Source organism: Paracidovorax sp., from assembly GCF_057642795.1.
The window spans coordinates 155,791-179,067 of sequence record NZ_JBXYZY010000029.1; the positions used below are offsets into that span (position 1 = coordinate 155,791).

The 23,277-nt window shown below is 70.4% G+C and carries 23 protein-coding genes; 12 read left to right on the forward strand and 11 right to left on the reverse strand.

All coding sequences use genetic code 11. The features are described from left to right. Positions 1-94: 94 nt before the first annotated feature. The 3 genes from AC3A84_RS11905 (at position 95) to AC3A84_RS11915 (ending at position 3,678) form a co-directional block, all read left to right on the forward strand. Positions 95-1,378, forward strand: coding sequence for a solute carrier family 23 protein (locus AC3A84_RS11905; protein ID WP_487969830.1), 1,284 nt, complete (start codon positions 95-97; stop codon positions 1,376-1,378). Positions 1,379-1,536: 158 nt separating this feature from the next. Beyond that, positions 1,537-3,078, forward strand: coding sequence for a succinyl-CoA:acetate CoA-transferase ScpC (scpC, locus tag AC3A84_RS11910; RefSeq protein WP_487969831.1), 1,542 nt, complete (start codon positions 1,537-1,539; stop codon positions 3,076-3,078). A gap of 177 nt (positions 3,079-3,255) precedes the next feature. Continuing rightward, positions 3,256-3,678 carry a hotdog fold thioesterase gene (locus AC3A84_RS11915; protein WP_487969832.1) on the forward strand — a complete coding sequence of 141 codons (423 nt, stop codon included), beginning with the start codon at positions 3,256-3,258 and terminating at the stop codon, positions 3,676-3,678. Between the two features lie 33 nt (positions 3,679-3,711). Here the strand turns inward: AC3A84_RS11915 and AC3A84_RS11920 are convergent, their stop codons facing one another. From AC3A84_RS11920 to AC3A84_RS11935, 4 genes are read right to left on the reverse strand one after another with little or no spacing between them, the layout of a single operon-like run. Next, on the reverse strand, positions 3,712-4,341 hold the full coding sequence (locus tag AC3A84_RS11920; RefSeq protein WP_487969833.1) for an SAM-dependent methyltransferase: 630 nt from the start codon (positions 4,339-4,341) through the stop codon (positions 3,712-3,714). Further along, complete coding sequence (locus AC3A84_RS11925; RefSeq protein ID WP_487969834.1) at positions 4,338-5,186, reverse strand: PIG-L deacetylase family protein; 849 nt, start codon at positions 5,184-5,186, stop codon at positions 4,338-4,340. Before AC3A84_RS11925 ends, AC3A84_RS11920 begins: the two co-directional genes overlap by 4 nt. Beyond that, positions 5,174-6,289 carry an acyl-CoA dehydrogenase gene (locus tag AC3A84_RS11930; RefSeq protein WP_487969835.1) on the reverse strand — a complete coding sequence of 372 codons (1,116 nt, stop codon included), beginning with the start codon at positions 6,287-6,289 and terminating at the stop codon, positions 5,174-5,176. The genes AC3A84_RS11925 and AC3A84_RS11930 overlap by 13 nt, the downstream gene beginning before the upstream one ends. After that, positions 6,286-6,975 (reverse strand): glycosyltransferase family 2 protein, encoded by a 690-nt coding sequence (locus AC3A84_RS11935; protein WP_487969836.1) that lies wholly within the window; start codon positions 6,973-6,975, stop codon positions 6,286-6,288. The genes AC3A84_RS11930 and AC3A84_RS11935 overlap by 4 nt, the downstream gene beginning before the upstream one ends. Positions 6,976-7,321: 346 nt before the next feature. Here AC3A84_RS11935 and AC3A84_RS11940 point away from each other — a divergent pair, with 346 nt between their 5' ends. After that, complete coding sequence (locus AC3A84_RS11940) at positions 7,322-8,272, forward strand: YihY/virulence factor BrkB family protein (RefSeq protein WP_487969837.1); 951 nt, start codon at positions 7,322-7,324, stop codon at positions 8,270-8,272. A gap of 38 nt (positions 8,273-8,310) precedes the next feature. Here AC3A84_RS11940 and AC3A84_RS11945 read toward each other — a convergent pair whose 3' ends face one another. The 3 genes from AC3A84_RS11945 to AC3A84_RS11955 are packed head-to-tail and all read right to left on the reverse strand — an operon-like array spanning position 8,311 to position 9,697. After that, on the reverse strand, positions 8,311-8,838 hold the full coding sequence (locus tag AC3A84_RS11945; protein ID WP_487969838.1) for a nucleoside 2-deoxyribosyltransferase: 528 nt from the start codon (positions 8,836-8,838) through the stop codon (positions 8,311-8,313). 20 nt (positions 8,839-8,858) lie between these two features. Next, positions 8,859-9,101 carry a glutaredoxin family protein gene (locus AC3A84_RS11950; protein WP_487969839.1) on the reverse strand — a complete coding sequence of 81 codons (243 nt, stop codon included), beginning with the start codon at positions 9,099-9,101 and terminating at the stop codon, positions 8,859-8,861. Between the two features lie 11 nt (positions 9,102-9,112). After that, the gene (locus AC3A84_RS11955; RefSeq protein ID WP_487969840.1) at positions 9,113-9,697 is read right to left on the reverse strand and encodes a cob(I)yrinic acid a,c-diamide adenosyltransferase; all 585 of its coding nucleotides are present in this window, start codon (positions 9,695-9,697) and stop codon (positions 9,113-9,115) included. A gap of 648 nt (positions 9,698-10,345) precedes the next feature. On the opposite strand from AC3A84_RS11955, the gene AC3A84_RS11960 reads away from it, so the two are divergent. Further along, positions 10,346-10,717, forward strand: coding sequence for an HdeA/HdeB family chaperone (locus tag AC3A84_RS11960; RefSeq protein WP_487969841.1), 372 nt, complete (start codon positions 10,346-10,348; stop codon positions 10,715-10,717). A gap of 192 nt (positions 10,718-10,909) precedes the next feature. Here AC3A84_RS11960 and AC3A84_RS11965 read toward each other — a convergent pair whose 3' ends face one another. Further along, positions 10,910-11,428 carry a shikimate kinase gene (locus tag AC3A84_RS11965; protein ID WP_487969842.1) on the reverse strand — a complete coding sequence of 173 codons (519 nt, stop codon included), beginning with the start codon at positions 11,426-11,428 and terminating at the stop codon, positions 10,910-10,912. A gap of 165 nt (positions 11,429-11,593) precedes the next feature. On the opposite strand from AC3A84_RS11965, the gene AC3A84_RS11970 reads away from it, so the two are divergent. Together AC3A84_RS11970 and AC3A84_RS11975 are read left to right on the forward strand one after the other, a co-directional pair. Then, positions 11,594-12,562 (forward strand): YihY/virulence factor BrkB family protein, encoded by a 969-nt coding sequence (locus AC3A84_RS11970; protein WP_487969843.1) that lies wholly within the window; start codon positions 11,594-11,596, stop codon positions 12,560-12,562. Between the two features lie 180 nt (positions 12,563-12,742). Beyond that, complete coding sequence (locus AC3A84_RS11975; RefSeq protein WP_487969844.1) at positions 12,743-13,552, forward strand: outer membrane lipoprotein; 810 nt, start codon at positions 12,743-12,745, stop codon at positions 13,550-13,552. A 140-nt stretch (positions 13,553-13,692) separates the two neighbouring features. Here the strand turns inward: AC3A84_RS11975 and AC3A84_RS11980 are convergent, their stop codons facing one another. Then, positions 13,693-14,466 (reverse strand): ferredoxin--NADP reductase, encoded by a 774-nt coding sequence (locus AC3A84_RS11980; protein WP_487969845.1) that lies wholly within the window; start codon positions 14,464-14,466, stop codon positions 13,693-13,695. A gap of 245 nt (positions 14,467-14,711) precedes the next feature. Between AC3A84_RS11980 and AC3A84_RS11985 the strand changes: the two genes are divergently transcribed. From AC3A84_RS11985 to AC3A84_RS12000, 4 genes are read left to right on the forward strand one after another with little or no spacing between them, the layout of a single operon-like run. Next, the gene (locus tag AC3A84_RS11985; RefSeq protein WP_487969846.1) at positions 14,712-15,935 is read left to right on the forward strand and encodes an ABC transporter substrate-binding protein; all 1,224 of its coding nucleotides are present in this window, start codon (positions 14,712-14,714) and stop codon (positions 15,933-15,935) included. 25 nt (positions 15,936-15,960) lie between these two features. Then, entirely contained in the window at positions 15,961-17,871 is a 1,911-nt protein-coding gene (locus AC3A84_RS11990; RefSeq protein WP_487969847.1) for an ABC transporter permease, read from the forward strand. Beyond that, a complete protein-coding gene (locus AC3A84_RS11995) occupies positions 17,868-18,650 on the forward strand; it encodes an ABC transporter ATP-binding protein (RefSeq protein WP_487969848.1) in 783 nt (260 codons plus the stop codon). Before AC3A84_RS11990 ends, AC3A84_RS11995 begins: the two co-directional genes overlap by 4 nt. Next, positions 18,647-19,399, forward strand: a complete 753-nt coding sequence (locus tag AC3A84_RS12000; RefSeq protein ID WP_487969849.1) for an ABC transporter ATP-binding protein — start codon at positions 18,647-18,649, stop codon at positions 19,397-19,399. Before AC3A84_RS11995 ends, AC3A84_RS12000 begins: the two co-directional genes overlap by 4 nt. A 116-nt stretch (positions 19,400-19,515) precedes the next feature. On the opposite strand, the gene AC3A84_RS12005 is transcribed toward AC3A84_RS12000, so the two are convergent. Then, positions 19,516-20,430, reverse strand: coding sequence for a LysR family transcriptional regulator (locus AC3A84_RS12005; RefSeq protein ID WP_487969850.1), 915 nt, complete (start codon positions 20,428-20,430; stop codon positions 19,516-19,518). 113 nt (positions 20,431-20,543) lie between these two features. Between AC3A84_RS12005 and AC3A84_RS12010 the strand changes: the two genes are divergently transcribed. Beyond that, the gene (locus tag AC3A84_RS12010) at positions 20,544-21,359 is read left to right on the forward strand and encodes an SDR family NAD(P)-dependent oxidoreductase (protein ID WP_487969851.1); all 816 of its coding nucleotides are present in this window, start codon (positions 20,544-20,546) and stop codon (positions 21,357-21,359) included. A 335-nt stretch (positions 21,360-21,694) separates the two neighbouring features. Here the strand turns inward: AC3A84_RS12010 and AC3A84_RS12015 are convergent, their stop codons facing one another. Continuing rightward, the gene (locus tag AC3A84_RS12015) at positions 21,695-23,242 is read right to left on the reverse strand and encodes a YifB family Mg chelatase-like AAA ATPase (RefSeq protein ID WP_487969852.1); all 1,548 of its coding nucleotides are present in this window, start codon (positions 23,240-23,242) and stop codon (positions 21,695-21,697) included. Positions 23,243-23,277: the final 35 nt, after the last annotated feature.

Consider the following 23,277-nt stretch of genomic DNA (forward strand, 5'->3'; position numbering starts at 1 on the left):
CTCGCTAGCCCCTACACTTCGCGCCGTCCGGGCGAGCCGCCCGCTGCACAGACACCCCCCAGAAACCCACATCCAATACCAAGGAGGTCCGCCCTTGTCCAACTACTTTCCCCGCTGGCGCGAAACCCGCGCAATCGAAGGCACCGTCGTCGCCCCGGACGAACGCCTGCCCTGGGGCCAGACCACCGTCATGGGCGTGCAGCACGTGATCGCCATGTTCGGCGCCACCGTGCTCGCCCCCATCCTGATGGGGTTCGACCCGAATGTGGCCATCCTGATGAGCGGCCTGGGCACGCTGATCTTCTTCCTGGTGACCGGCGGGCGCGTGCCCAGCTACCTGGGTTCGAGCTTCGCCTTCATCGGCGTGGTGATCGCCGCGTCGGCCTACGCCGGCAAGGGCCCCAACGCCAACATCGGTGTGGCCCTGGGCGGCATCATCGCCTGTGGCCTGATCTACACGCTGATCGGCGCGCTGGTGCAGGTCGTCGGCACCGGCTGGATCGAGCGTTTCATGCCGCCCGTGGTGACGGGCGCGGTGGTGGCCGTCATCGGGCTGAACCTGGCGAGCATCCCCGTCAAGAACATGGCGGCCAACAACTTCGAGAGCTGGATGCAGGCGGTGACCTTCGTCTGCGTGGGCCTGGTGGCCGTGCTGGCGCGCGGCATGGCGCAGCGCCTGCTGATCCTGCTGGGGCTCATCGCCGCCAGCATCGTGTATGCCGTGTTCACCAACGTGCTGGGCTGGGGCAAGCCAGTGGACCTGTCCGCCCTCGCGGCCGCGCCCTGGCTGGGCCTGCCCCGCTTCAGCGCGCCCGTCTTCAGCGGCCCGGCGATGCTGATGATCGCGCCCGTGGCCATCATCCTGGTGGCCGAGAACCTGGGCCACATCAAGGCCGTGACGGCCATGACCGGCCAGAATCTGGACCGCTACATGGGCCGGGCCTTCATCGGCGACGGCATCGCCACCATGGTGAGCGGCAGCGCCGGCGGCACCGGCGTGACCACCTATGCCGAGAACATCGGCGTGATGGCCGCCACCAAGATCTATTCGACCGCCGTGTTCCTGGTGGCCGGGCTGATCGCGCTGGCGCTGGGCTTCTCGCCCAAGTTCGGCGCGCTGATCCAGGCCATTCCGTTGCCCGTGATGGGCGGCGTCTCCATCGTGGTGTTCGGCCTGATCGCCGTGGCCGGCGCCAAGATCTGGGTGGATAACCGGGTCGATTTCTCCGACAACAAAAACCTCATCGTGGCGGCCATCACCCTCATCCTGGGCACGGGCGATTTCACGCTGAAGTTCGGCGAATTCGCGCTGGGTGGCATCGGCACCGCCACCTTCGGAGCGATCGTGCTCTACGCGCTGCTGAACCGCCGACGCTGAAGCCGGCAGGGCAGATGCCGCCTGCTGCTGTTGTGACGGTGGCGGTGGCGGTGGCGGTGGCGGTCACTTTGCTGCATCGGGGCCCGGGCCGGGCGTAAAACGCGGCTGCTACCATCTCGCGCTCCGGCGACCCGCCACCTTGCTGAAGATCAAGACCCATGCCTGCACAGGCCCCCGACACCCTGTCCGACCGCGTGCGCTACGCGGACTTCCATTCCCGCATCATGACCGCCGAGCAGGCAGCCGCCCTGGTGCCCCACGGGGCCAACGTGGGCATGAGCGGCTTCACCGGCGCGGGCTACCCCAAGGCGCTGCCCCAGGCCATCGCGGCGCGCGCCACCGCCGAACACGCGGCCGGCCGGCCCTACAGGATCAACGTGTGGACGGGCGCCTCCACCGCGCCCGAGCTGGATGGGGCCCTGGCCGAGGCCGATGCCATCGGCCTGCGCCTGCCCTTCAATACCGACCCGCGCTGCCGCCAGAAAATCAACGCCGGCAGCATCGACTTCATCGACATGCACCTCTCGCACGTCGCGCAGCAGGCCTGGTTCGGCTTCCTGGGCCCCATGCAGGTGGCGGTGATCGAGGTGCTGGGCGTGACCGAGGACGGCCACCTGATCCCGTCCACCGCCGTGGGCAACAACAAGACCTGGCTCGAGATCGCCGACCGCGTGATCCTAGAAGTCAACACCCGTCCGCCGGCCGAGATGGCCGGCATGCACGACATCTACTACGGCACCGCCATTCCGCCGCGCCGCGTGCCCATCGCGCTCACGCATGCGGACGACCGCATCGGCCAGCCCTACCTGAAGGTGGACCCGGCCAAGGTGATCGCCGTGGTACCCACCCACCAGGGCGACCGCGACAACACCTTCGCGCAGCCCGACGAGAACTCCCACCTCATCGCCGCGGCGATCATCGATTTCCTCGCGCACGAGATGAAGGCCGGCCGCCTGCCGCAGGAGATGCTGCCCATCCAGTCCGGCGTGGGCAACGTCGCCAACGCGGTGCTCGCGGGGCTGCTCACCGGCCCGTTCGAGAACCTGCTGGGCTTCACCGAAGTGCTGCAGGACGGCATGCTGGACCTGCTGCGCGCCGGCAAGATGAGCCGCGCATCGGCCACCGCCATCTCGCTCAGCCGCACGGCGTACGAGGACTTCGAGCGCAACATCGGCTTCTACCGCGACCGCATCATCCTGCGGCCGCAGGAGATTTCGAACCACCCCGAGCTGGTGCGCCGGCTGGGCGTGATCGCCATGAACTCGATGATCGAGGCCGACATCTACGGCAACATCAACTCCACCCACATCATGGGCTCGGCCATGATGAACGGCATCGGCGGCTCGGGCGACTTCGCCCGCAACGGCTACCTGTCGTTCTTCGTCACGCCCTCGGTGGCCAAGGGCGGGGCCATCAGCTGCATCGTGCCCATGGTCTCGCACGTGGACCACACCGAGCACGACACGCAGATCATCGTCACCGAGCAGGGACTGGCCGACCTACGCGGCCTTTCGCCGCGCCAGCGCGCGCAGGTCATCATCGACCGCTGCGCCCACCCCGACTACCGCCCCATGCTGCAGGACTATTTCGACCGGGCCCGCGCCGGCGCCGCGCAGCACACGCCGCACCTGCTGGGCGAGGCCCTGAGCTGGCACCAGCGCTGCCTGGAAACGGGCAGCATGCGTCAGCAGCAACCCTGAAGGGGCCGGTCCGCAGCGACCACGCAGGTTGCGAGGGCTCGCGCCGCCCGGCCCGCCTGCGTCGCCCCGGTGCCTGCGCGTTCGGGCGCAGCGCACCATAATTTCCTGCCGACCACCCCGCCCACCGGGCCAGGCCCGCGCGCCGACAAGACACCCGACAACAGGAGACCTGCCGCCATGCCGTCCATCTGGAAACGCCCCATCGAACTCGCAATGCTCAACACCGGCGCCCCCACCGCGCTCACCCACCTGGGCATCGAGTTCACCGAGATCGGCGAAGACTTCGTGCGCGGCCGCGTGCCGGTCGATGACCGCACCAAGCAGCCCTTCGGCCTGCTGCACGGCGGCATCAGCGTGGTGCTGGCGGAGACGCTGGGCTCCATCGGCGCGACCTTCTCGGCGCCCGAAGGTTGGCGCGCCGTGGGCCTGGACATCAACGCCAACCACCTGCGCTCAGCCACCAGCGGCTGGGTGACGGGCACGGCGCGACCGGTGCACATCGGCCGCACCACGCAGGTCTGGCAGATCGACATGGTCAACGACGAAGGCGAGCTGACCTGCGTCTCGCGCCTGACCATGGCCATGCTCGCACCGCGCTGAGGCGCGCTCTGATCCATCGCCTATAGCCATCAATTAGATAGCACCATCACCCCGCCTCTCGCGGGCGGCGACCGAGGCTGCACCGCCTTCGGCCCACACGTCGAGGCGGAAATCCGCCTCCTGCAGCGCCACGGCATGTTCCAGCGCCAGCCGGGCGTTCAGCCGGCTGTGGACGGCATCGCCTGCGAGCGCGCAACCCTCGATGGGGTGGCGCCAGTGGCAGGCGGCCACCACGCCGCCGGGCGCGAGGGCCGCGCGCGCACAGGCTGCCAGCCGGTCGATGTCGGCGGGTGCGAGGTAATAGACGAATTCGCTCAGCACGATCAGGTCGAAGCAGCCGGGCGGCCACTCATCCGGCAACCAGCGACGTGCGCAGGCCACATGGGCCTGGCCCGCCATCCGGGCGGCCGTGGCCGCCACGGCACGCTCGGCGCCATCGCTGGCCAGCAGCTGGCCGCAGCGCAGCGCGAGCGCCTCGGTGAGCAGGCCGGTGGCACAGCCGGGCTCGAAGGCGCTGGCATAGCGCGCATGCGGCAGACTGGCCAGCAGCAGGCTGCGCTTGCGCGTCTCGTACCAGCTGCCCTCGAAGCGCCAGGGGTCGCCGCTGGCGGCATAGAGCGCATCGAAGTCCTGGGCCGCATGGCGCGGCAGCGAGGCCGTCATGCGGGCGCGAAAAAGGTTTCGAATGGCCAGGCTGCCCGCTGCACGATGGCGGCATCCAGCACCGGGCCTGCGCCATCCACTCCCTGAGCAACGCCAGCACGCGGAGCGAGCTGCGAGCGGTGATGCGCCAGCGCCATCTGCTTGCGGGCCACCGCGCAGGCGGCTTCGGAGCCCCCCAGGCGCAGGGCGCGCAGCCGCTGCCACGGAATCTGCGCGTGGGCGGGATCGGCCCAGTGCCACATCCAGACCGGCGCCTCCCACAGCGTGGCGCCGGCGGCGCGGGCAGCCTCGGCAGCCGCTGCGCCGCAGGCTTCGTGATCGGGGTGGCCGTCCAGCCGCCAGGTGCTGACGACCACGTCGCCCGGGGCCAGCGCTTCGTGCAACGCCCGCGCAAGCGCAGGCCGCTGCGGCGCGACGCCGCCGTCGGGCAGCCCCAGCAGACGCAGCCCTGCACCCTGCAGGCCCAGGGCGCGCAGGCCGGCCACGCGTTCGTCACGCCGCGCGGCGGCCAGTGCGGGCGCGACCCAGCCGGGATCGCCCGCATGACTGGCCTCGCCGTCGGTCACGCCGATGATGAGGATACGCCCGCCCTGCTGGGCGTGGGCCTGCATCAGGAGGCCGCAGGCCAGCAGCTCGTCGTCAGGGTGCGGCGCCACCACCACCAGGCGGCAGCGGACCGGCACGATGTCCGCCACGCCCAGGCGTGTCACCGGCCGCGCGGTGATCCACTCCTGCCAGGCGGCAGGCGCATGGAGCGGCCGCGGGCCGATCTGGCGGGCAGCGGCAGCCAGCGGCGCGGCACGCGCGGCCTGCAGGCTTCGGAGGTCTTCCATCACAGCGACCATGGCAGGGTCTCCTCGTCGTGGTTCAGGGGTAGGGCGGCCACGCGCTCGCCCAGTGCGGCGTCATCACGCTCGGCATGGCTTTGCCGGATGAAGACGGGCAGATCGGCCGCCCGGCGGGCGAATTCGGCATCGCGGCAGAACGGCGTTGCGCCCAGCGCGCGGCCCACGTCGTCGAGCACTCGGCGGGCGCAGGCTTCGGCCGCCTGCCGCGCCCGGATGGCCTCGCGCAGCGCGTCATCCCTCGGGTGGGCGTCGATCCATGCGGCGGCCTGCTGCAGCAACGCGGCGGTGGCGCCCAGCACCACATCCACCCGGCCCAGCGCAGCCAGGCGGAAGGGGGTGCGCAGCGCAGCGGGCGACTGAGCCACCACGGCATGCAGCGCACCGGCCAGCGCGCGGGCGCCCCCCCACCAGCACGCTGCGATGCCCGCCCCGCCCTGCCAGAAGCCGGGCCGCGCGAGATAGTCGCCCACGCCGCCCACGAGCACGCCGCGGGCCTGATGGAAAGAGACATCGCCACTGGAGCTGTCTGCCATGCCGATGGCGCGCCAGCGCTGCGTGGAAACGCTGATGCCGGGCTGCAGCAGATCGACCGCCACCAGCTGCGGGCCGCGGCCGTCGGGCCACCAGGCGGTGAGCAGCGCGTGCGTCGAGTGTTCCGCGCCCGAGCACCAGGGCTTGGTGCCGGCCAGGCGCACCGCTCCTTCACCGCCATCGGTCTCAGCCTGCAGCGTCACTCGCTCGCCCGGTGGCTCGGCCGCCCAGGTGCACCACATCGACTGCGCATGGCTGCCGGCGATGTCCCGCGGTGCGTGCAGCTCACTCAGGATGGCCAGCGCATCGGTATGTCCTTCGTAGAGCTTGGCGAGCGAGAGATCATGGTGCGCCACCTCGGCCAGCGCCCGCCAGCGCTCCAGCGTGCGCCCTTGCGCGGGCAAGGGCAGCTGGGCATGTCCGGCGGCCACCAATTGCTGCATGCGCACGCCAGGGCCAAGGCGGCGGCCATCGGCCAGCGCGTCCTTCAGGCCCGACAACGTCGCCGCTGCGGGCACCGGCTCGCCGGCCGCATGCCGTGGCTCAGCGTCTTCCATGAGGGGGTTCATGCGATTGCTCCCGCTGCGGCGCAAGCCGTCGCCGTCGCCGCGCGCAGGCCTGCGAGGTGCGCGCCGAAACCGGCGGGCGCGCGGAAGCGGCTGCGCGCGCTGGTGGCCACGCGCGGGAGGTTCGTCCACGCAATCCGGGCACCCGAGGCTTCGAGCGCCCGCACCAGGGCCACGTCCTCGCCCGTGCGCAGCGCGGCAAAGCCGCCGGCCCGCTCATAGGCTGCCGCGCTCACGCCCAGGTTGGCGCCGTGGATGTGGCGATGCCCGGGCCGGTCGGAATAGCCTGCGTGATAGAGGCGCTGCACGTCGCTGCCGTAGCCGCACCAGTCGCGCACCTCGACCGTGCCGCAGACCGCATCGCTGGCCAGCCGGAGATGCTGCACGAGCCAGTCGGGCGCGACGGTGGAGTCGGCATCGGTGAAGCTCAGCCAGCGCGCGCCGGCCTTGAGCGCCTGGCGTGCGCCAGCCGCGCGCGCGGCGCCCACATTGCGCGCGTGGAGGCACACGGTCTGCACGCCCAGGCCCTGGGCGATCGACTCCGACGCATCGGAGCAGGCATCGAGCGCCGCCACGATGCACACGCCCTCGCCCGCCAACGTCACGTGGCGCGCCGCGGCCTGCAGCGACTGCAGGCAGTCAGCGAGGTAGCTCTCTTCGTCATGCACAGGCACGACGACGCCGATCATGGCCGCCCTCCGCGCACCGCCGCAACCTGGGGATCATCGTGATGCGCCATGGAATTCCTCTCTGGTGTGGCCTGCCAAGCTAAGGGACCAGGGCCCACCGGATCGTAGGAAGAGCGCCCGCCCTGCCGTAGAAGCCTGCACACGCGCCACAGCCCCAACGCGCAGCGCAGGGCGCTTGCGTGGCTTTTCTCTCACCCTCCTACACTCCACCGCGCCGGGTGCGGGCACAGTCACGACGATGGATGGCCGCGCATCGCCTTGGCTCGCGTGCGCTTAGCCTGTCCCTGCCTGCTCCCATTCACCGAACCGGAAATCCGCCCATGACAGCCTGCGAAGCCCTTTGCCCATGAACCCCTGGGCCCTCCGTCTCGTGCAGCGCGTGCGCCATGCAGCCTGGGGCGTTCCGGGCCTGCCGGTGATCGCGCTGGCGGTGCGCAACTACGTGTTGCACCAGAGCGCCAACCAGGCCGGCAGCATGGCGTTTTCCACCGTGCTGGCGATGTTCCCGCTGCTCATCCTGCTGTCGGCCAGCGCCGGGTACATCGGCCAGCCTGGCGATGCGGCGGCGCTGGTGCAGCGCGTGCTGGACTACGCCCCCGCCGTGGTGCGCGAGGCCTTGCAGCCCGTGGTGCTGGAAGTGCTGGCGCAGCGCAACCAGGCACTGCTCACGATCGGCGTGGTGGTCACGCTGTGGACGGCCTCTTCGGGCATGCAGGCCGTGCGCACGGCACTCAACCGTTCCTACGGCATCGAGCGCGGCATGCCGTTCTGGAAAGCGCGCATCAAGGTCACGCTGTTCACCGTGGTGGTGGGCGGCGGGGTACTGCTGGCGTTCAGCTCGGTCATCGTCATGCCCTACGTGTGGCAATTGCTGGAGCAGCAGATGGGCGCCGACCCCGACGCGCCCTGGCTGCGCAACAGCGTGCGCTACGGCACGGCCTTCGTCGTGGTGGCGGTGCTCTATGCGCTGCTCTATGGCGGCCTGCCCGACCTGCGCCAGCGGCTGCGTACGGTGGTGCCGGGCGCCATCGTGGGCGCGGCGCTGTGGGTGGGAGCGGCCGCCACGCTGTCGTACACCCTGCGCAGCGCGGGCAAGCTGGCGTTGATCTACGGCAGCTTCACGGGGGTGGTGGCGACGCTGGTGTTCCTCTACGCAAGCGCGACCACGCTAATCTTCGGCGCGGAGGTGAACGGCGTGCTGCGCGAGCGGGCGCGCAAGCCGCAGGCCGAAGCGGAGGATGCCGCACCACAGGACGCTCCCGCCCAACCACTGGGCTCCGCCGATCAGCCAGGGTAGAAAACCGCCGCAAGCGCAGGCGAAACCTGCGCCTGCAGCTATTTTTTCAGGAGCAGACCGGCCAGGCGCCGGAGCGCGTCCTGGGCCGAGGCTTCCAGACCGCAGGAGCGCGTGATCATGAGATTGAGCCGCTGGCCCAGCCCCTCGACCATCATGCCGCCGTCCCGCTCGCGCACCATGCCATCGACGCCCCGCACGCAGGGGATGGCGGCGCTCACGCGCGCCTCGTAGCTGTCGGCAGGGACGTGGTAGGCCACCACCGGCTTGCCGAGCGCGATGGCGTAGCCGACCTCGAACACCGTGCCCGAATCGGGCTCCAGTCCGCGGAAGGCCTGCAGGTTGGCGGCCACGCCGTCGGCCTGGCGCAGCAGCTCGATGTTGCCTTCGTAGATGCGCTGGGCCAGGGCATCGTCCGAGCCGCGCGCCGCATGGGTGTCCACCTGCGTGTCGGTGGGGGCCATGCCTTCCAGGCCCAGCGCGGCGCACTGCGCCTTCAGGCGCGCGAACAGTGCCGGCGCGTCGGGATGGAAGACGTCGGGGCCTGCCAGATAGATGCGTGGGCGCATGGCGGCTCCGCTGCGCAGCGTCACAGGCCCAGCTGGGTCAGGGCGGCCTGCAGGCCGGCCAGGCCGCCCACGCGCTGGTCGTTGATGAAGACCTGAGGCATCTGGCGCACGGACGGGCCGCACTTCTGGAAGAAGGCCAGGCGCTCTGCCTCGTCGTCGATCCGGATCTCCTCGAAGGGCATGGAGCGCGCCTTCAGCAGCACCTTGGCAGAATCGCACTGCGGGCAGGCGGACTTCGAGTAAATGACGATCTTCAGTTCCATGGGCGCGTAGTCTATGCGCCCTCCGATGCCTGCGGCGGCTGCTGCGCTGCCATGCGCTGGCTCTTCCAGTACACGTCGTCGCCGCCGTCCATGCGGTTGAGCACACGGGCCAGCACGAACATCAGGTCCGACAGGCGGTTCAGGTAACGGCACGGTGCATCGCGCAGCGGCTCTTCGGCGCCCAGCGCCACCACCGAGCGTTCGGCCCGCCGCGCCACCGTGCGGCAGACGTGCGCCTGCGCAGCTGCGCGGGTGCCGGCCGGCAGGATGAATTCCTGCAGCCGGGGCAACGTGGCGTTGTACTGCGCGAGGGCCTCGTCCAGCTGGGCGAGCGCCTCGTCCTTGAGCAGCTCGAAGCCCGGGATCGACAGCTCGCCCCCCAGGTTGAACAGTTCGTGCTGCACGCTCACCAGCAGCTCGCGCACCGCATCGGGTAGTGGCTCGCACAGCAGCAGGCCGATGTGCGAATTGAGTTCATCCACATCGCCCATGGCATGCGGACGCCGGCTGTTCTTGGAGACGCGGGTGTTGTCGCCCAGCCCCGTGGTGCCGTCGTCGCCGGTGCGTGTGGCGATCTGTGTCAGGCGATTGGCCATGTCTGCATTCCCTTGTGTGTGTGCGCGGCAGGGCCGGCATTGTCAGCGAATATGCGCCGGGCCGTGCGCCGCGGGCGCTTTGGAGGGTATCGACCCCCTCCGCGGGCCTGAGCCGTGCGCGTCATGGGGCCCTGGGCTGCAAGAAATGGCCTTGGAAATGGCCCTGAGGAGGTACGGGTCTGGCGATGGCGAGAAGGCGGCCCGCCGCAGTGGAAGACCCGGGGCTCAGACACCGCAGAACATTTCCGCCGCGGCGTGAGATCGTTCACCGGCTGCCGCTGGCCCCACTCGCTGCAACCGCGGCAGAGTGCGGGGCTGCGTTCACCCCCTGCTCAGGACGCTGCGTGCGCGAAGCCTCGTGCGCTGGATGCCCGCGCGACAAGGCCCGGGCGATCGGGCAGGGCCACGGCATCCGCGCTGAATACGGGCGTCGGCCCGGCCATCGCTCGCCCCGTCGTGGATCTCGCCTCCGCGCTCTAAGCCTCGTCTAAGTCACGGCTCCTACGATGGACTCGTCGCTGAAGAGCCGTCGATCGCAACCCCCGGGAGTCATCCTCCCCTCGCGCACCGCACGACGGCTGCAGGCGGCAAAGCCACGGGGCACCAGACGGCGCTCCGCCAACACCACCGATACCCAGGAGTGACATCATGCGAGTTCTTCCCTACCTCACCGCACTGGCCCTGACTGCCGTAACCGCCACCGCCGCGCTGGCCCAGGCGCCTGCACCGGCAGCCGCCGCACCGGCCAAGCCCATCGTCAAGACGACCTGCGCCGACTACGTCGCGCTGAGCGAGACGGTCAAGCCCAAGTTCATCTACTACGCGGTGGGCCACTCCAAGAAGGGCAACAAGGAAGCGGTGTTCGAGGAAGACTCCATCGACAAGATCAAGCCCCAGCTGGACGAGTTCTGCGCGGTCAACCTGACCAAGTCGGCCTACGAGAAGGTGCTCGCCAGCAGCATGGCCACCGACCCGGGCAACGCGGCCCACCACGCCCACCCGGCCAAGCACGCCAAGTAAGGACGCTCCTCTTGCCCACGCGAAACAGGCCTGCATTGCAGGCCTTGTTTGATGGGGGCACGCTTCGGCCGCGAGCGGGCGGGCCACGCCAAAAATCGGCGGCCGCAGCACGAGCGGCCAGGGCGGCCGCTGCAAGAAAAGTGGGGAGCGCTGCGGCGCACGGCCCGCCCGCAAGAAGCGGGCGCCGGCCGGTCAGGCCGCCATTTCCAGCTGCATCACGATCATGCTGACCAGCGTGCTCACCGTGGGCCGGCCGGTTTCGATGGTGAATTGGGCGGCCTCGCGGTAGAGCGGGTCCCGCTGGGCATGGAGTTCGCGCAGGCGCTCCAGCGGGTTGGCCACCTGCAGCAGCGGGCGGGCCTTGTCGTGGCGCACGCGCCTGAAGATCTCGTCGGGCGTGGCGCGCAGGTACAGCACATGGCCGAATTCGCGCAGCACAGCGCGGTTGGCCGGCCGCAGCACCACGCCGCCGCCGGTGGACAGCACCATGTCGCCCGGCTGCGCGGCCACTTCGGCCAGCAGGGCGGACTCGCGCTCGCGAAAGCTGTCTTCGCCGTGCTGCTCGAAATACGCGCGGATGCTGGTGCCCAGCACCTGTTCCAGCCGATGGTCCAGATCCAGAAAGGGCACGTCCAACCGGCGGGCCAGCTGGCGGCCGACGGTCGATTTGCCGGAGCCTGGCATGCCGACCAGTGCGCAGCGCGTGTGCATTCTTTCTTTCCTGTCTGTCTCGGGTGGATGGGGCGTCGTGACAGCCGTCGAGTGTACGGCCCGCGGGACGCCGCCAGCCCCTGGCACGCGCGGCGGGGCAAGCACGTTCGCCGCGCTGGTGCTATCGGTATCTGCTGACAGTCGCTGCCCGACGACAGGGCGACAATGCCCTGCATGACCATCTCCCTCAAGGACCGGCTGGCCGATCGCGCCCAGTGCCTGCTGCGCCCCGTGGCGCCGTTGATTCGCGCCGCCAATCTGTGGATGGACGTGGACGGGCCGCGCATGAGCGCCGCCATGTCGTTCTACGGCATGCTCAGCCTAGCCCCCCTGCTCCTGCTGCTGGTGGGCGTGCTGGGCTGGTGGATCGACAAGTCCTACCTGGAGACCAACCTGATCTCCCAGGTGCAGCACGTGGTGGGCGACCGGGGTGCGGAAGTGATCCGCGCCGCGCTGGCCAGCGCCCAGGCGCCGTCCGAAGGGCGGCTGGCGTCGATCTTCGGCTTCGTGCTGCTGCTCTCCGGCGCGACCGGGGTGTTCGTGGAGCTGCAGTCCGCGCTGGAGCGCCTGTGGACGGGCGGGCAGCCGGTGCCGCAGGTCAAGGCCGCCTGGTGGCGCATGGCCTCGCTGCGCCTGCGCGGCCTGGGCTATGTGATGGCGATTGGCTTTCTGCTGCTCATCTCGCTGGTGGTCTCGACCGGCATCAACATGGTGAGCCATTGGGCGACCGGCACGCTGCCCGAAGGCGCAGGCACGCTGCTGCTGGTGGTCAACGAACTGGTGGCCTTCGGCATCGCGGTGGGCCTCTTCGTCGGGCTGATGCGCATCGGCGGAGGCCCCAAGCCGTCGATGACCTGCCTGGTGTTCGGCGCGGTGGTGGGCGCCATCCTGTTCACGGTGGGCAAGCAGCTGCTGGCGTTCTATCTCTCGACGGCGGCCGTGGTCTCGGCCTATGGCGCCGCGGGCTCGCTGGTGGTGCTGCTGATGTGGATCTTCTTCTCATCTGCGGTGCTGCTCTTCGCCGCCGCCTGTGCGCGCGCGCTGCAGGAAACGCGCGACGAGTACGCCAAGCACGCAGGTCTGCAAAAGCACCAGCCCGAGCGCGACGCTGCGGAAAAGGCCCGCACCGCCTGAACGGAGGGCCGGCCCCCACACGGCCGCACGGGCGATGTGGCCTGCGTGCGACATGGGCCGCTAAGCCGAGGCGTTGGCTTACAGAGCCGCCACGCGCTCTTACGGCGGTTACAAATAGACCCGGCTTGTAAAGCACCCCTGGCGGTACGCTGCGGCGACAACTCCAAGGAGGACTTCATCATGAGTCTGATCGTTCAATCTCCCCATTCGGCTTCCTCTTCGTCCACGCCCGGCGCCACCGGCACGGGCGGCGCATCGGCCAAATGGATGTGGGCGGCCATCGGCGCACTGGGCGCCAGCGTGCTCGCCCTGGGCGCCACGCTGATCGTGCAGCAAACCCACCGCGATGCCGCTGCGGCCCAGCCGGTGGCTGCGCTTGCCGCACCGGCCGCCGCCGACACCCGGGTCGCCCAGGCGGCTCCAACGCCTGCACAGAATGCGCCCGCAGCCCAGGCACAGCGCCCGCAGGCCGCTATCCATCAAGGAGCAACGCGCGTCCGCAGCGGCTCCGGCCGCGAGGACTACGCTCAGGGCGGCTATGCATCGCCCTCATATTCCCGCCCCGTCTCGGCCCAGCCGGTGGCCCGCGCGCCCGTGTGCGCCAGCTGCGGGCGGGTGGAATCGGTGCAGGCCGTGCAGGAAGCGGCGCCGGCGACGGGCGTCGGCGCGATCGCCGGCGGCGTGCTCGGCGGCGTGCTGGGCAACCAGGTGGGCAAGGGCAATGGCCGCACGGCAGCCACCTTGATCGGCGCATTGGGCGGCGGCTATCTGGGCCACACGGTGGAGCAGCGCACCCGCACCACCACGGCCTACCAGGTCCGCGTGCGCATGGATGACGGCTCGATCCGCACCTTCACCCGTTCGCAGCCGGTGGCCCAGGGCACGCCGGTGCGCGTGGATGGCAGCTCCTTCCAGGTCTATCAGGGTGGCGGCGATGCCGGCTACTACGGCAACAACCAGCCAATGCGCGTGGTGAACAACACCTACTGACCCGCCGAAGCCGCCCGGGTGGCGGCAGGCAACGCAAAAGGCCGGCCCGGAAGCGATTCCGGGCCGGCCTTTTTCTTTGCTTGTGCGGCTGCGCGGCAGAAGGCTGCCTGCCGCGCGTGCCGTGCGGGTTTGGGGAGGGCTTACTTCTCCACGAAGGCGCGCTCGACGACGAAGTCGCCCGGCGTGCTGGTGTTGCCTTCGTTGAAGCCGCGCTTTTCCAGCATCTCCTTCAGGTCGGCCAGCATGGCGGGACTGCCGCAGAGCATCACGCGGTCGTTGGCCGGGTCCAGCGGAGGCAGGCCGATGTTGGCGGGGAAGGTGCCGTCTTCGATCAGGTCGGTGATGCGGCCCTGGTTGCGGAAAGGCTCGCGCGTGACGGTGGGGTAATAGACCAGCTTGTCCTTGAGGATCTCGCCCAGGAATTCATGCTCGGCGAGATCCTTCTCGAACAGCTGCTGGTAGGCCAGCTCTTCGACCTGGCGCACGCCGTGCACCACCACGACCTTGTCGAAGCGCTCGTAGGTCTCGGGGTCGCGGGCCACGGCCAGCCAGGGGGCCAGGCCCGTGCCGGTGCCGATCAGATACAGGTTCTTGCCCGGCAGCAGGTAGTCGATCAGCAGCGTGCCGGTGGGCTTCTTGCCGACGATGATGGTGTCGCCCACCTGGATGTTCTGCAGGCGCGAGGTCAGCGGGCCTTCGGGCACCTTGATCGACAGGAACTCGAGGTGTTCCTCGTAGTTGGGGCTGGCGATGGAGTAGGCGCGCAGCAGGGGCTTGCCGTCCACCTTCAGGCCGATCATGGTGAAGTGGCCGTTGGAGAAACGCAGGGCCGGGTCCCGCGTGGTGGTGAAGGAGAACAGGCGGTCGGTCCAGTGGTGAACGGTCAGGACGCGTTCTTCGAGAAAAGCGCTCATGGAATGGCTGTATCCGGGTAGAAAGAGGAGATCGGGAAGATCAGGGGCGGCGGCGGACCCGTATCGGGGCAGGGCCGGTGGCCGGAAGGGATCGAAGGGCCACGCACCGTGGGCGCGGCCTCCGCCGTTCCTGAAGCTGCCCCCTGCCGTGCGGGCAAACCCCAGCATTGTCGGGCAAACCGGCGGGGCGGGTACATTCCATTTCCGCTGAAGCTCATGCCATCTTGGACCTAAGACCTCACACCATGCCTTCGACCCGCCGCCCCCTCCTGGCCGCCCTGCTGGCCGCAATCGCCTCGTCCGCCCTGCTGCCCGCCGCCCGCGCCCAGGCGCAAAGCGCGTACAAGATCGGCGAGATCAACAGCTACAAGGCCCAGCCGGCCTTCCTGGAGCCCTACAAGAAGGGGATGGAGCTGGCGCTGGAGCAGATCAACGCCGGCGGCGGCGTGCAGGGCAAGAAGCTGGAGCTGGTCACGCGGGACGACAACGGCAACCCGGGCGACGCCGTGCGCGCGGCCGAGGAACTGCTGGCCCGCGAGAAGGTGGACGTGCTCATGGGCAGCTTCCTCTCGCACGTGGGTCTGGCGCTGACCGACTTCGCGCGGCAGAAGAAGGTGTTCTTCCTCGCGGCCGAGCCGCTCACCGACAAGATCGTGTGGGAGAACGGCAACCGCTACACCTTCCGCCTGCGGCCCTCCACCTACATGCAGGTGGCCATGCTGGTGCCTGAGGCGGTGCAGCTACGCAAGAAGCGCTGGGCCATCGTCTATCCCAACTACGAATACGGCCAGTCGGCCGTGGCCACCTTCAAGACGCTGATGAAGGCCGCCCAGCCCGACGTGGAGTTCGTCGCCGAGCAGGCCACGCCGCTGGGCAAGGTGGATGCCGGCAGCGTGGTGCAGGCCCTGGCCGACGCTAAGCCCGATGCGATCTTCAACGTGCTGTTCGCCGCCGATCTGGCCAAGTTCGTGCGCGAAGGCAACACGCGGGGCCTGTTCCAGGGCCGCGGCGTGGTGAGCCTGCTCTCGGGCGAGCCCGAGTATCTGGACACCCTCAAGGGCGAGACGCCCAATGGCTGGATCGTCACGGGCTACCCGTGGCAGGGCATTCAGACGCCCGAGCACAAGGCCTTCCTCGCGGCCTACCAGAAGCGCTTCGGCGACTACCCCCGCGCCGGATCGGTGGTGGGCTACAACGCCGTGCTCTCGCTGGCCGCCGGCCTGCAGCGCGCCGGTTCGGCCGACACCGAGCGCCTGATCGCCGCGTTCCGCGGCCTGCAGGTGAACACGCCCTTCGGCCCCATCACCTACCGCGCGCAAGACCATCAGTCCACCATGGGCGCCTTCGTCGGCACGACGAAGAACGAGGGCGGCAAGGGCGTGATGGTGGACTTCCGCTACCTGGACGGCGCCAAGTACCAGCCCTCCGACGCACAGGTGCGCCAGCTGCGGCCCGCCGCCGCGAACTGACCGGCGCTGTCCGTCCCTCACGCGCATGGATCTCTCCGGCCTGCTGCTGCAGCTGCTGAACGGGCTGGCGGGCGCTTCCACCCTCTTTCTGGTGGCGGTGGGCCTGTCGCTCATCTTCGGCGTGACGCGCATCGTCAACTTCGCGCATGGCTCGTTCACCATGCTGGGCCTCTACGCGGCCTATTCGCTGGTCGATCGCCTGGCGCCCAGCATCGGCTTCTGGCCCGCGCTGCTGCTGGCGCCGCTGGCCGTGGGGCTGCTGGGCGCGCTGGTGGAGGTGGCGCTGTTGCGCCGCATCTACCGCGCGCCCGAACTCTTCCAGCTGCTGGCCACCTTCGCGCTGGTGCTGGTCATCAAGGACGCCGTGCTCTGGGCCTGGGGCCCCGAAGAGCTGTTCGGCCCGCGCGCGCCGGGGCTGGAAGGCGCGGTGCCGCTGCTGGGCCGGCAGTTCCCGGCCTACGACCTGTTCCTGATCTGCGTCGGGCCGCTGGTGCTGGCCCTGCTCTGGCTGCTGCTGCACCGCACGCGCTGGGGCACGCTGGTGCGCGCCGCCACGCAGGACCGCGAAATGGTCGGCGCACTGGGCGTCAACCAGGCCTGGCTCTTCACCGCCGTGTTCGCGCTGGGCGCGCTGCTGGCCGGCCTGGGCGGCGCGCTGCAGCTGCCGCGCGAGCCGGCGAATCTGGAAATGGACATGGCCACCATCGGCGCCGCCTTCGTGGTGGTGGTGGTGGGCGGCATGGGCTCGCTGCCCGGCGCCTTCGTGGCGGCGCTGCTGATTGCGGAACTGAAGGCGGTGTGCATCTGGCTGGGCGTGGTGGAGGTGGCGGGCGTCGCCATCGCCTTCCCGCGCCTCACGCTGGTGGTCGAATTCCTGGTGATGGCCGCCGTGCTGGTCTGGCGGCCCTGGGGCCTGCTGGGCCGGCCGCAGGCCGTGCCGCGCCTGGCCGCCCCGGCCGAGGCCCCGCCGCGCCCGGCCAGCCGCGGGGCCCGCTGGGGCGCAGTGGCCGGCGTGGCGGCGCTGGCGCTGCTGCCGGTGGCGGCCGGCGCCTGGCCCTATGCCACGGTGCTGGTGCAGGACATGCTGATCGCCGCGCTCTTCGCCGCCAGCCTGCATGCGCTGATGGGGCCGGCGGGCCTGCATTCCTTCGGCCATGCGGCGTATTTCGGCGTGGGCGCGTATGCGGTGGCCCTGTTGGTGCGCACGGCGGGCCTGCCCGTGCCAGCCGCGCTGGCGCTCGCGCCGCTGGCGGGCGGCGCCTTCGCGCTGGCCTATGGCTGGTTCTGCGTGCGCCTCTCGGGCGTATATCTGGCGATGCTGACGCTGGCCTTCGCGCAGATCACCTGGGCCATCGCCTTCCAGTGGGATGCGGTGACCGGCGGCAGCAACGGCATCACCGGCGTATGGCCCCAGGGCTGGCTGGCCGAGGGCCCCGCCTTCTACTGGCTGGTACTGGCCTGCGTGGCCGGCGGCATCTGGGCGCTGCGCCGGCTGCTGCAGTCGCCCTTCGGGCTGGCGCTGCGCGCGGCGCGCGATTCGGCGCTGCGGGCGGATGCCATCGGCATCGACGTGCACCGGCTGCGCTGGGCGGGCTTCGTGGCGGCGGGCATGGCCGCCGGGCTGGCCGGGGCGCTCTACGCACTGTCCAAAGGCGGGGCCTCGCCTGGGGTGGTGTCGGTCGGCCAGTCGGTCGATGGGCTGGTGATGGTGCTGCTGGGCGGCGTGCAGTCGCTGGCCGGCCCGCTGGCGGGCGCGGCGGCCTTCACCTGGCTGCACGACACCATCGCCCGCCACACCGATTACTGGCGCGCCGTGCTGGGCGCGACCATGCTGGTGCTGGTGCTGCTGTTCCCGCAAGGGATTGCGGGCTTTGCCCAATCGCTACGCGGGCTGATTGCTATGAAAAACAAAGCAAAGCCGGAGGCGCGGCCATGAGCCTGCTGCAGGTGAGCGGCCTGGCCAAGGCCTTCGGCGGCGTGCGGGCGGTGGACGGCGTGGGCTTTTCCATCGCGCCGGGCGAGCTGCTGGCGCTGATCGGCCCCAACGGCGCGGGCAAATCGACCACCTTCAACCTGGTGGGCGGGCAGCTCAGGCCCGATGCGGGGTCGATCCTGCTCGACGGCCGCAGCATCGCGGGCCTGCCGCCGCGCGCCATCTGGCGCCGGGGCGTGGGCCGCACCTTCCAGATCGCGGAGACCTTCGCCTCGCTCACCGTGGTGCAGAACCTGCAGATGGCGCTGCTGGCGGCCGACCGGCGCGTGTTCGACGGCTGGCGGCCGGCCCACACGCACCGCGTGGCGGACGCGCTGGCCCTGCTGGAGCGCGTGGGCATGCACGCCCAGGCCGCGCGCCCCTGCAGCGAGCTGGCCTACGGCGACGTCAAGCGCGTGGAACTGGCCATGGCGCTGGCCCACGCGCCGCGCCTCCTGCTGATGGACGAGCCCACCGCCGGCATGGCGCCGGCCGAGCGCCTGGCGCTGATGGCCCTCACGCGCGAGCTGGCGCTGGAGCGCCGCATGGGCGTGCTGTTCACCGAGCACAGCATGGACGTGGTTTTCCAGCATGCCGACCGCGTGATGGTGCTGGTGCGCGGGCGCATCCTGGCCGAAGGCCCGCCCTCGGCCATCCAGGGCAACCCGCAGGTGCAGGCGGCCTACCTCGGCACCGGCCGCATCGGCGTGCACAAACCTGCCGCCGAAGGAGCCATGCCATGAACGCAGCGATCCCTCTGCGCGGCGATGCGCCGCTGCTGCAGATCGAGGCCCTGAAAGCCTGGTACGGCGCCGCGCAGATCCTCTTCGGCCTCAGCCTGGAAGTGGGGCGCGGTGAAGTCGTGGCGCTGATGGGCCGCAACGGGGCAGGCAAGTCCACCACCCTGAAGAGCATCGCTGCGCTGGTGCAGCGCCGCGAGGGCGCCGTGCGGTTCATGGGCAGCGATGTGGCGCGCCTGGCGCCGCACCAGATCGCGCGCCTGGGCCTGGGCTACGTCCCGGAAGAGCGCCGCATCTTCACCGACCTGACCGTGCTGGAAAACCTGGAGGTGGGCCGCCAGCCCGCACGCCGCTGGCCCGATGGTGCTGCCGCCCCGCTGTGGACGCCCGCACGGCTCTTCACCCTGTTTCCCAACCTGGGCGAGATGCCCCAGCGCCCCGGCGGCCGCATGAGCGGCGGTGAGCAGCAGATGCTGACCGTGGCCCGCACGCTGATGGGCCAGCCGCTGGTGGTGTTGCTGGACGAGCCGTCGGAAGGCGTGGCGCCGATCATCGTGGAGCAGATGGCGCAGACCATCCTGCAGCTGAAGAGCCAGGGCATCGGCATCCTGCTGTGCGAACAGAACCTGCCGTTTGCCGAGGCTGTGGCCGATCGGGCTTATGTGCTGGAGAAAGGGCAAGTCGTGCATGCGGCGCCGATGACCGACCTCGCCGCCGATGCCGCCGCGCGGCGGCTGTACCTGGGCGTTTGAGCCCCCGCCGCTTGGCGCGCACGAGAGGCGGCCCAGCCAGGTCGAGCGGGAACAACGGCCGTGCGAGGCGGGCTGGGGCGGTCGCTCGCGCCTCAGGGATGGCGATCCTGCACGGCCTAAGCGTCCTGCGTCAGGTGCGCACCCACCACCTCCGCCAACCAATCCATCACCGTCCGCACACGCCGCGGCAGGTTGCGGCGGTTGGCATACATCAGCGTGAGCGGCATCGGCGGGGCAGCGTATTGCGGCAGCACCTCCACCAATTCGCCGCGCGCCAGCAGGTCCACCACGCCCAGGCGCGGCACCTGGATGATGCCCAGGCCCGCGAGGCAGCCGGCCATGTACGCCTCGGCGTTGTTGACGGTGAGCGCGCCGGGCATGGGCGTTGACGCCAGCGTTCCGTCCACCAGCGCCTCGAAGCCCGCAGACCTCGCGCCCAGCGTGTTCACGAAGTGCACCAGCCGGTGGCCGGGCAGGTCGGCCAGCGAGTGCGGCGTGCCGTGGGCGCGCAGGTAGGCCGGGCTCACGCAGTTGACGAGCCGCGCCAGGCCCAGCGGGCGAGCGATGAGGCTGCTGTCCACCACCGCGCCGGTGCGCAGCACGCAATCGAAACCCTCGCGCACCACGTCCACGCGGCGCTCGGTGCTGCTCAGTTCCAGCTCCAGCGCGGGGTGGCACGCCAGCAGCTCGGGCAGGCGCGGAACGACCACGTTGCGGGCCATGCCGGTGGACATGTCGATGCGCACGCGCCCGCGCAGCCCCCCGGCGCCGTCGGCGTGCTGGAACATGGACTGCAGCTCGTCCACATCGGCCAGCAGATCCTTGCAGCGCTCGTAATAGGCCTGCCCATCCTGCGTGAGCTGCACGCGCCGCGTGGTGCGGTGCAGCAGGCGGGTGCCGAGCTGCGACTCCAGCTGCTGCACGGCAGTGGAGGCACTCCCCTTGGGAATGCCCAGCGCCTCGGCGGCCTGCGTGAAGCTGGCCAGTTCGGCGACGCGGGCAAAGATCTGCATGCGGTCGAAAGGGTTCATTGTTCGGCTGGAGTGAACGATCTGATTGATTTTGCGGGATTTATGGGCTGCGTTCCGATTAATAGACTGCATTCCGTCGCTTCTTTCCTCCACCCTCTCGAATGGACTTCGCCATGGCGCACACCGCAACTCCCGCCTCCGCATCTTCTGATCACCCCACCCCTGGCACCGCACAGCCTCCCATCGCCCTGATCACCGGCGCCAGCCGCGGCCTGGGCCGTCACGCAGCGATGCATGTGGCGCGCGCCGGCACCGACGTGATCCTCACCTACCGCAGCCAGGCCGCCGAGGCGCAGGCCGTGGTCTCGGAGATCGAGGCCCTGGGCCGCCGCGCCGTGGCGCTGCCGCTGGACGTGGCGCACCACCGCAGCTTTGCTGCCTTTACAGACCAGGTGCGCGGCGCGCTCGCCCAGCATTGGCAGCGCGAACGCTTCGACTACCTGGTGAACAACGCGGGGGTGGGCGTGCATACCTCCTTCATGGAAACGACCGAGGAACAGTTCGACGACATGGTCAACATCCACCTCAAGGGGGTGTTCTTCCTGACGCAAAAGCTCCTGCCGCTGATGAACGACGGCGGACGCATCCTGAACGTGTCCTCGGGCCTGGCGCGCTTCGCGCTGCCGGGCTACGCGGCCTACGCAACGATGAAGGGCGGGGTGGAGGTGCTGACGCGCTACCTGGCCAAGGAGCTGGGCGTGCGCGGCATCGCGGTGAACGTGGTGGCGCCAGGCGCGATCGAAACGGACTTCGGCGGCGGCGCCGTGCGCGACAACGCGCAGCTCAACGCCTTCATCGCCGGACACACGGCGCTGGGCCGCGCAGGCCTGCCGGATGACATCGGCGGCGTGATCGCGGCGCTGCTGCAGCCCGGCACCGGCTGGGTGAATGCGCAGCGCATCGAGGCATCGGGTGGCATGTTCGTCTGAGGGGCGACGCCCCGACCGCGTCACACCCTGCGCACTCCCCCCCGGCGCAGGGACAACCACCCGGCAAAGTCGACCGACCTCAGGCCTTTTGAGGCTCTAGCGCTTATCGCATAAGCACATATAGCTATCAATAAAATAGCAGCCCGAAGCCCTGACGGGGCCGGGGTGGTCATCGGGCCGCCCGGCAGATCGCAAGAGCGCCCCGCCGTTCCACGGCCGGCGGCTCCGCGTCACGGCGCTGCGGGCACGCCGCGCGCGGTGATCTGCCCCATGGCGGCATGGTTTCAGAACGAGGGCGACGCGCCGGCCCGTAGGCCATGGCGTGGCAGACGTTGTCAATGCGGCAGGCTGCGCAGCACCCGGCGGTACTGCACCGCCTCCGCCACGTGAGCGGGCTCGATCTGCGCGGCGCCCGCCAGGTCGGCGATGGTGCGTGCCACCTTCAGCGCCCGGTGCGTGCTGCGCGCAGACCACGCCAGCCGCGTGGCAGCCGTGCGCAGGAACTGGGTGGCCGCGTCCTGCAGCACCAGGTGCTCGTCGATCTGGCGGCCCTGCAGCGCCTGGTTGGTGCAGCCCTGCCGCGCCATGGCGCGCTCCCGCGCGGCCACCACGCGTTCGCGCACGGTGGCGGTGGATTCGCCGGGCAGCGCAGCCAGCAGTTCGTCGGTGGGCAGGGCGGGCACCTCCACATGCAGGTCGATGCGGTCCAGCAGCGGCCCGCTGAGCTTGCCCTGGTAGCGCGCCACCTGGTCGGGTGTGCACCGGCAGGCCCGCTGGGACGAGCCCTGGAAGCCGCAGGGGCAAGGGTTCATCGCCGCGACGAGCTGGAACCGCGCCGGAAAGTCCACCCGCCGCGCCGCGCGCGCGATGGTGATGCGCCCGGTCTCCAGCGGCTCGCGCAGGGCCTCCAGCGCGGTGCGGGCGAATTCGGGGAATTCGTCCAGGAAAAGCACGCCTTCGTGGGCCAATGAAATCTCTCCAGGGCGCGGGGGCGAGCCCCCGCCCACCAGGGCGATCGCGCTGCAGGTGTGGTGCGGATGGGCCGTGGTTCGCTGCATCCAGCGGCTGGCATCGAAGCGGCCGGCCAGGCTGGCCACGGCCGCGCTCTCCAGCGCCTCCTGCACCGTCATGGCCGGCAGCAGCGAGGCGAAGCGGTGTGCCAGCATGGACTTGCCCGAGCCGGGCGGCCCCACCAGCAAGAGGCCGTGGCCGCCGGCGGCGGCGATCTCCAGCGCCCGGCGGGCGGCGGCCTGGCCCTTGACGTCGGCCAGGTCGGCTTCGGGCGCCCGCACGGGCGGCGGGACGGGCAGCACACGGGCCCAGCCGCCCTCGCCTTCATCGTCAGGCTCCGCGGCGCCCTGCCCTGCGGGCAGGAAGTGCCGCACCACGTCCAGCAAATGGCGGGCGCGATAGACCTCGGTGTCCGGCACCAGTGCGGCCTCTTCGGCGCTGCCGGGCGGCAGCACCATGCGCGGGGCCTCGCCCAGCGTGCGCAGCGCCAGGCTGGTGGCCAGGGCCCCGCGCACGGCGCGCAGTTCGCCCGAGAGCGATAGCTCGCCCGCGAACTCGTGCCCGGCCAGCCGCGCCCCGTCGATCTGACCGCTGGCCGCGAGAATGCCCAAGGCGATCGGCAGGTCGAACCGCCCGGAGTCCTTGGGCAGATCGGCGGGCGCCAGGTTGACGGTGATCTTCTTGTTGGCCGGGAACTCCAGCCCCGCGTTCTGCAGGGCCGAGCGCACGCGCTCGCGCGCCTCCTTGACCTCCACCTCGGCCAGGCCGACCAGCGTGAAACTGGGCAAGCCGTTGGCCAGATGCACTTCGACGGTGACCGAAGGCGCCTGCAGCCCCAGCAGCGCACGGCTTTGCACCAAAGCAAGACTCATATCGACCCCTCTCCCCATACAGGTGCATCAGGAAC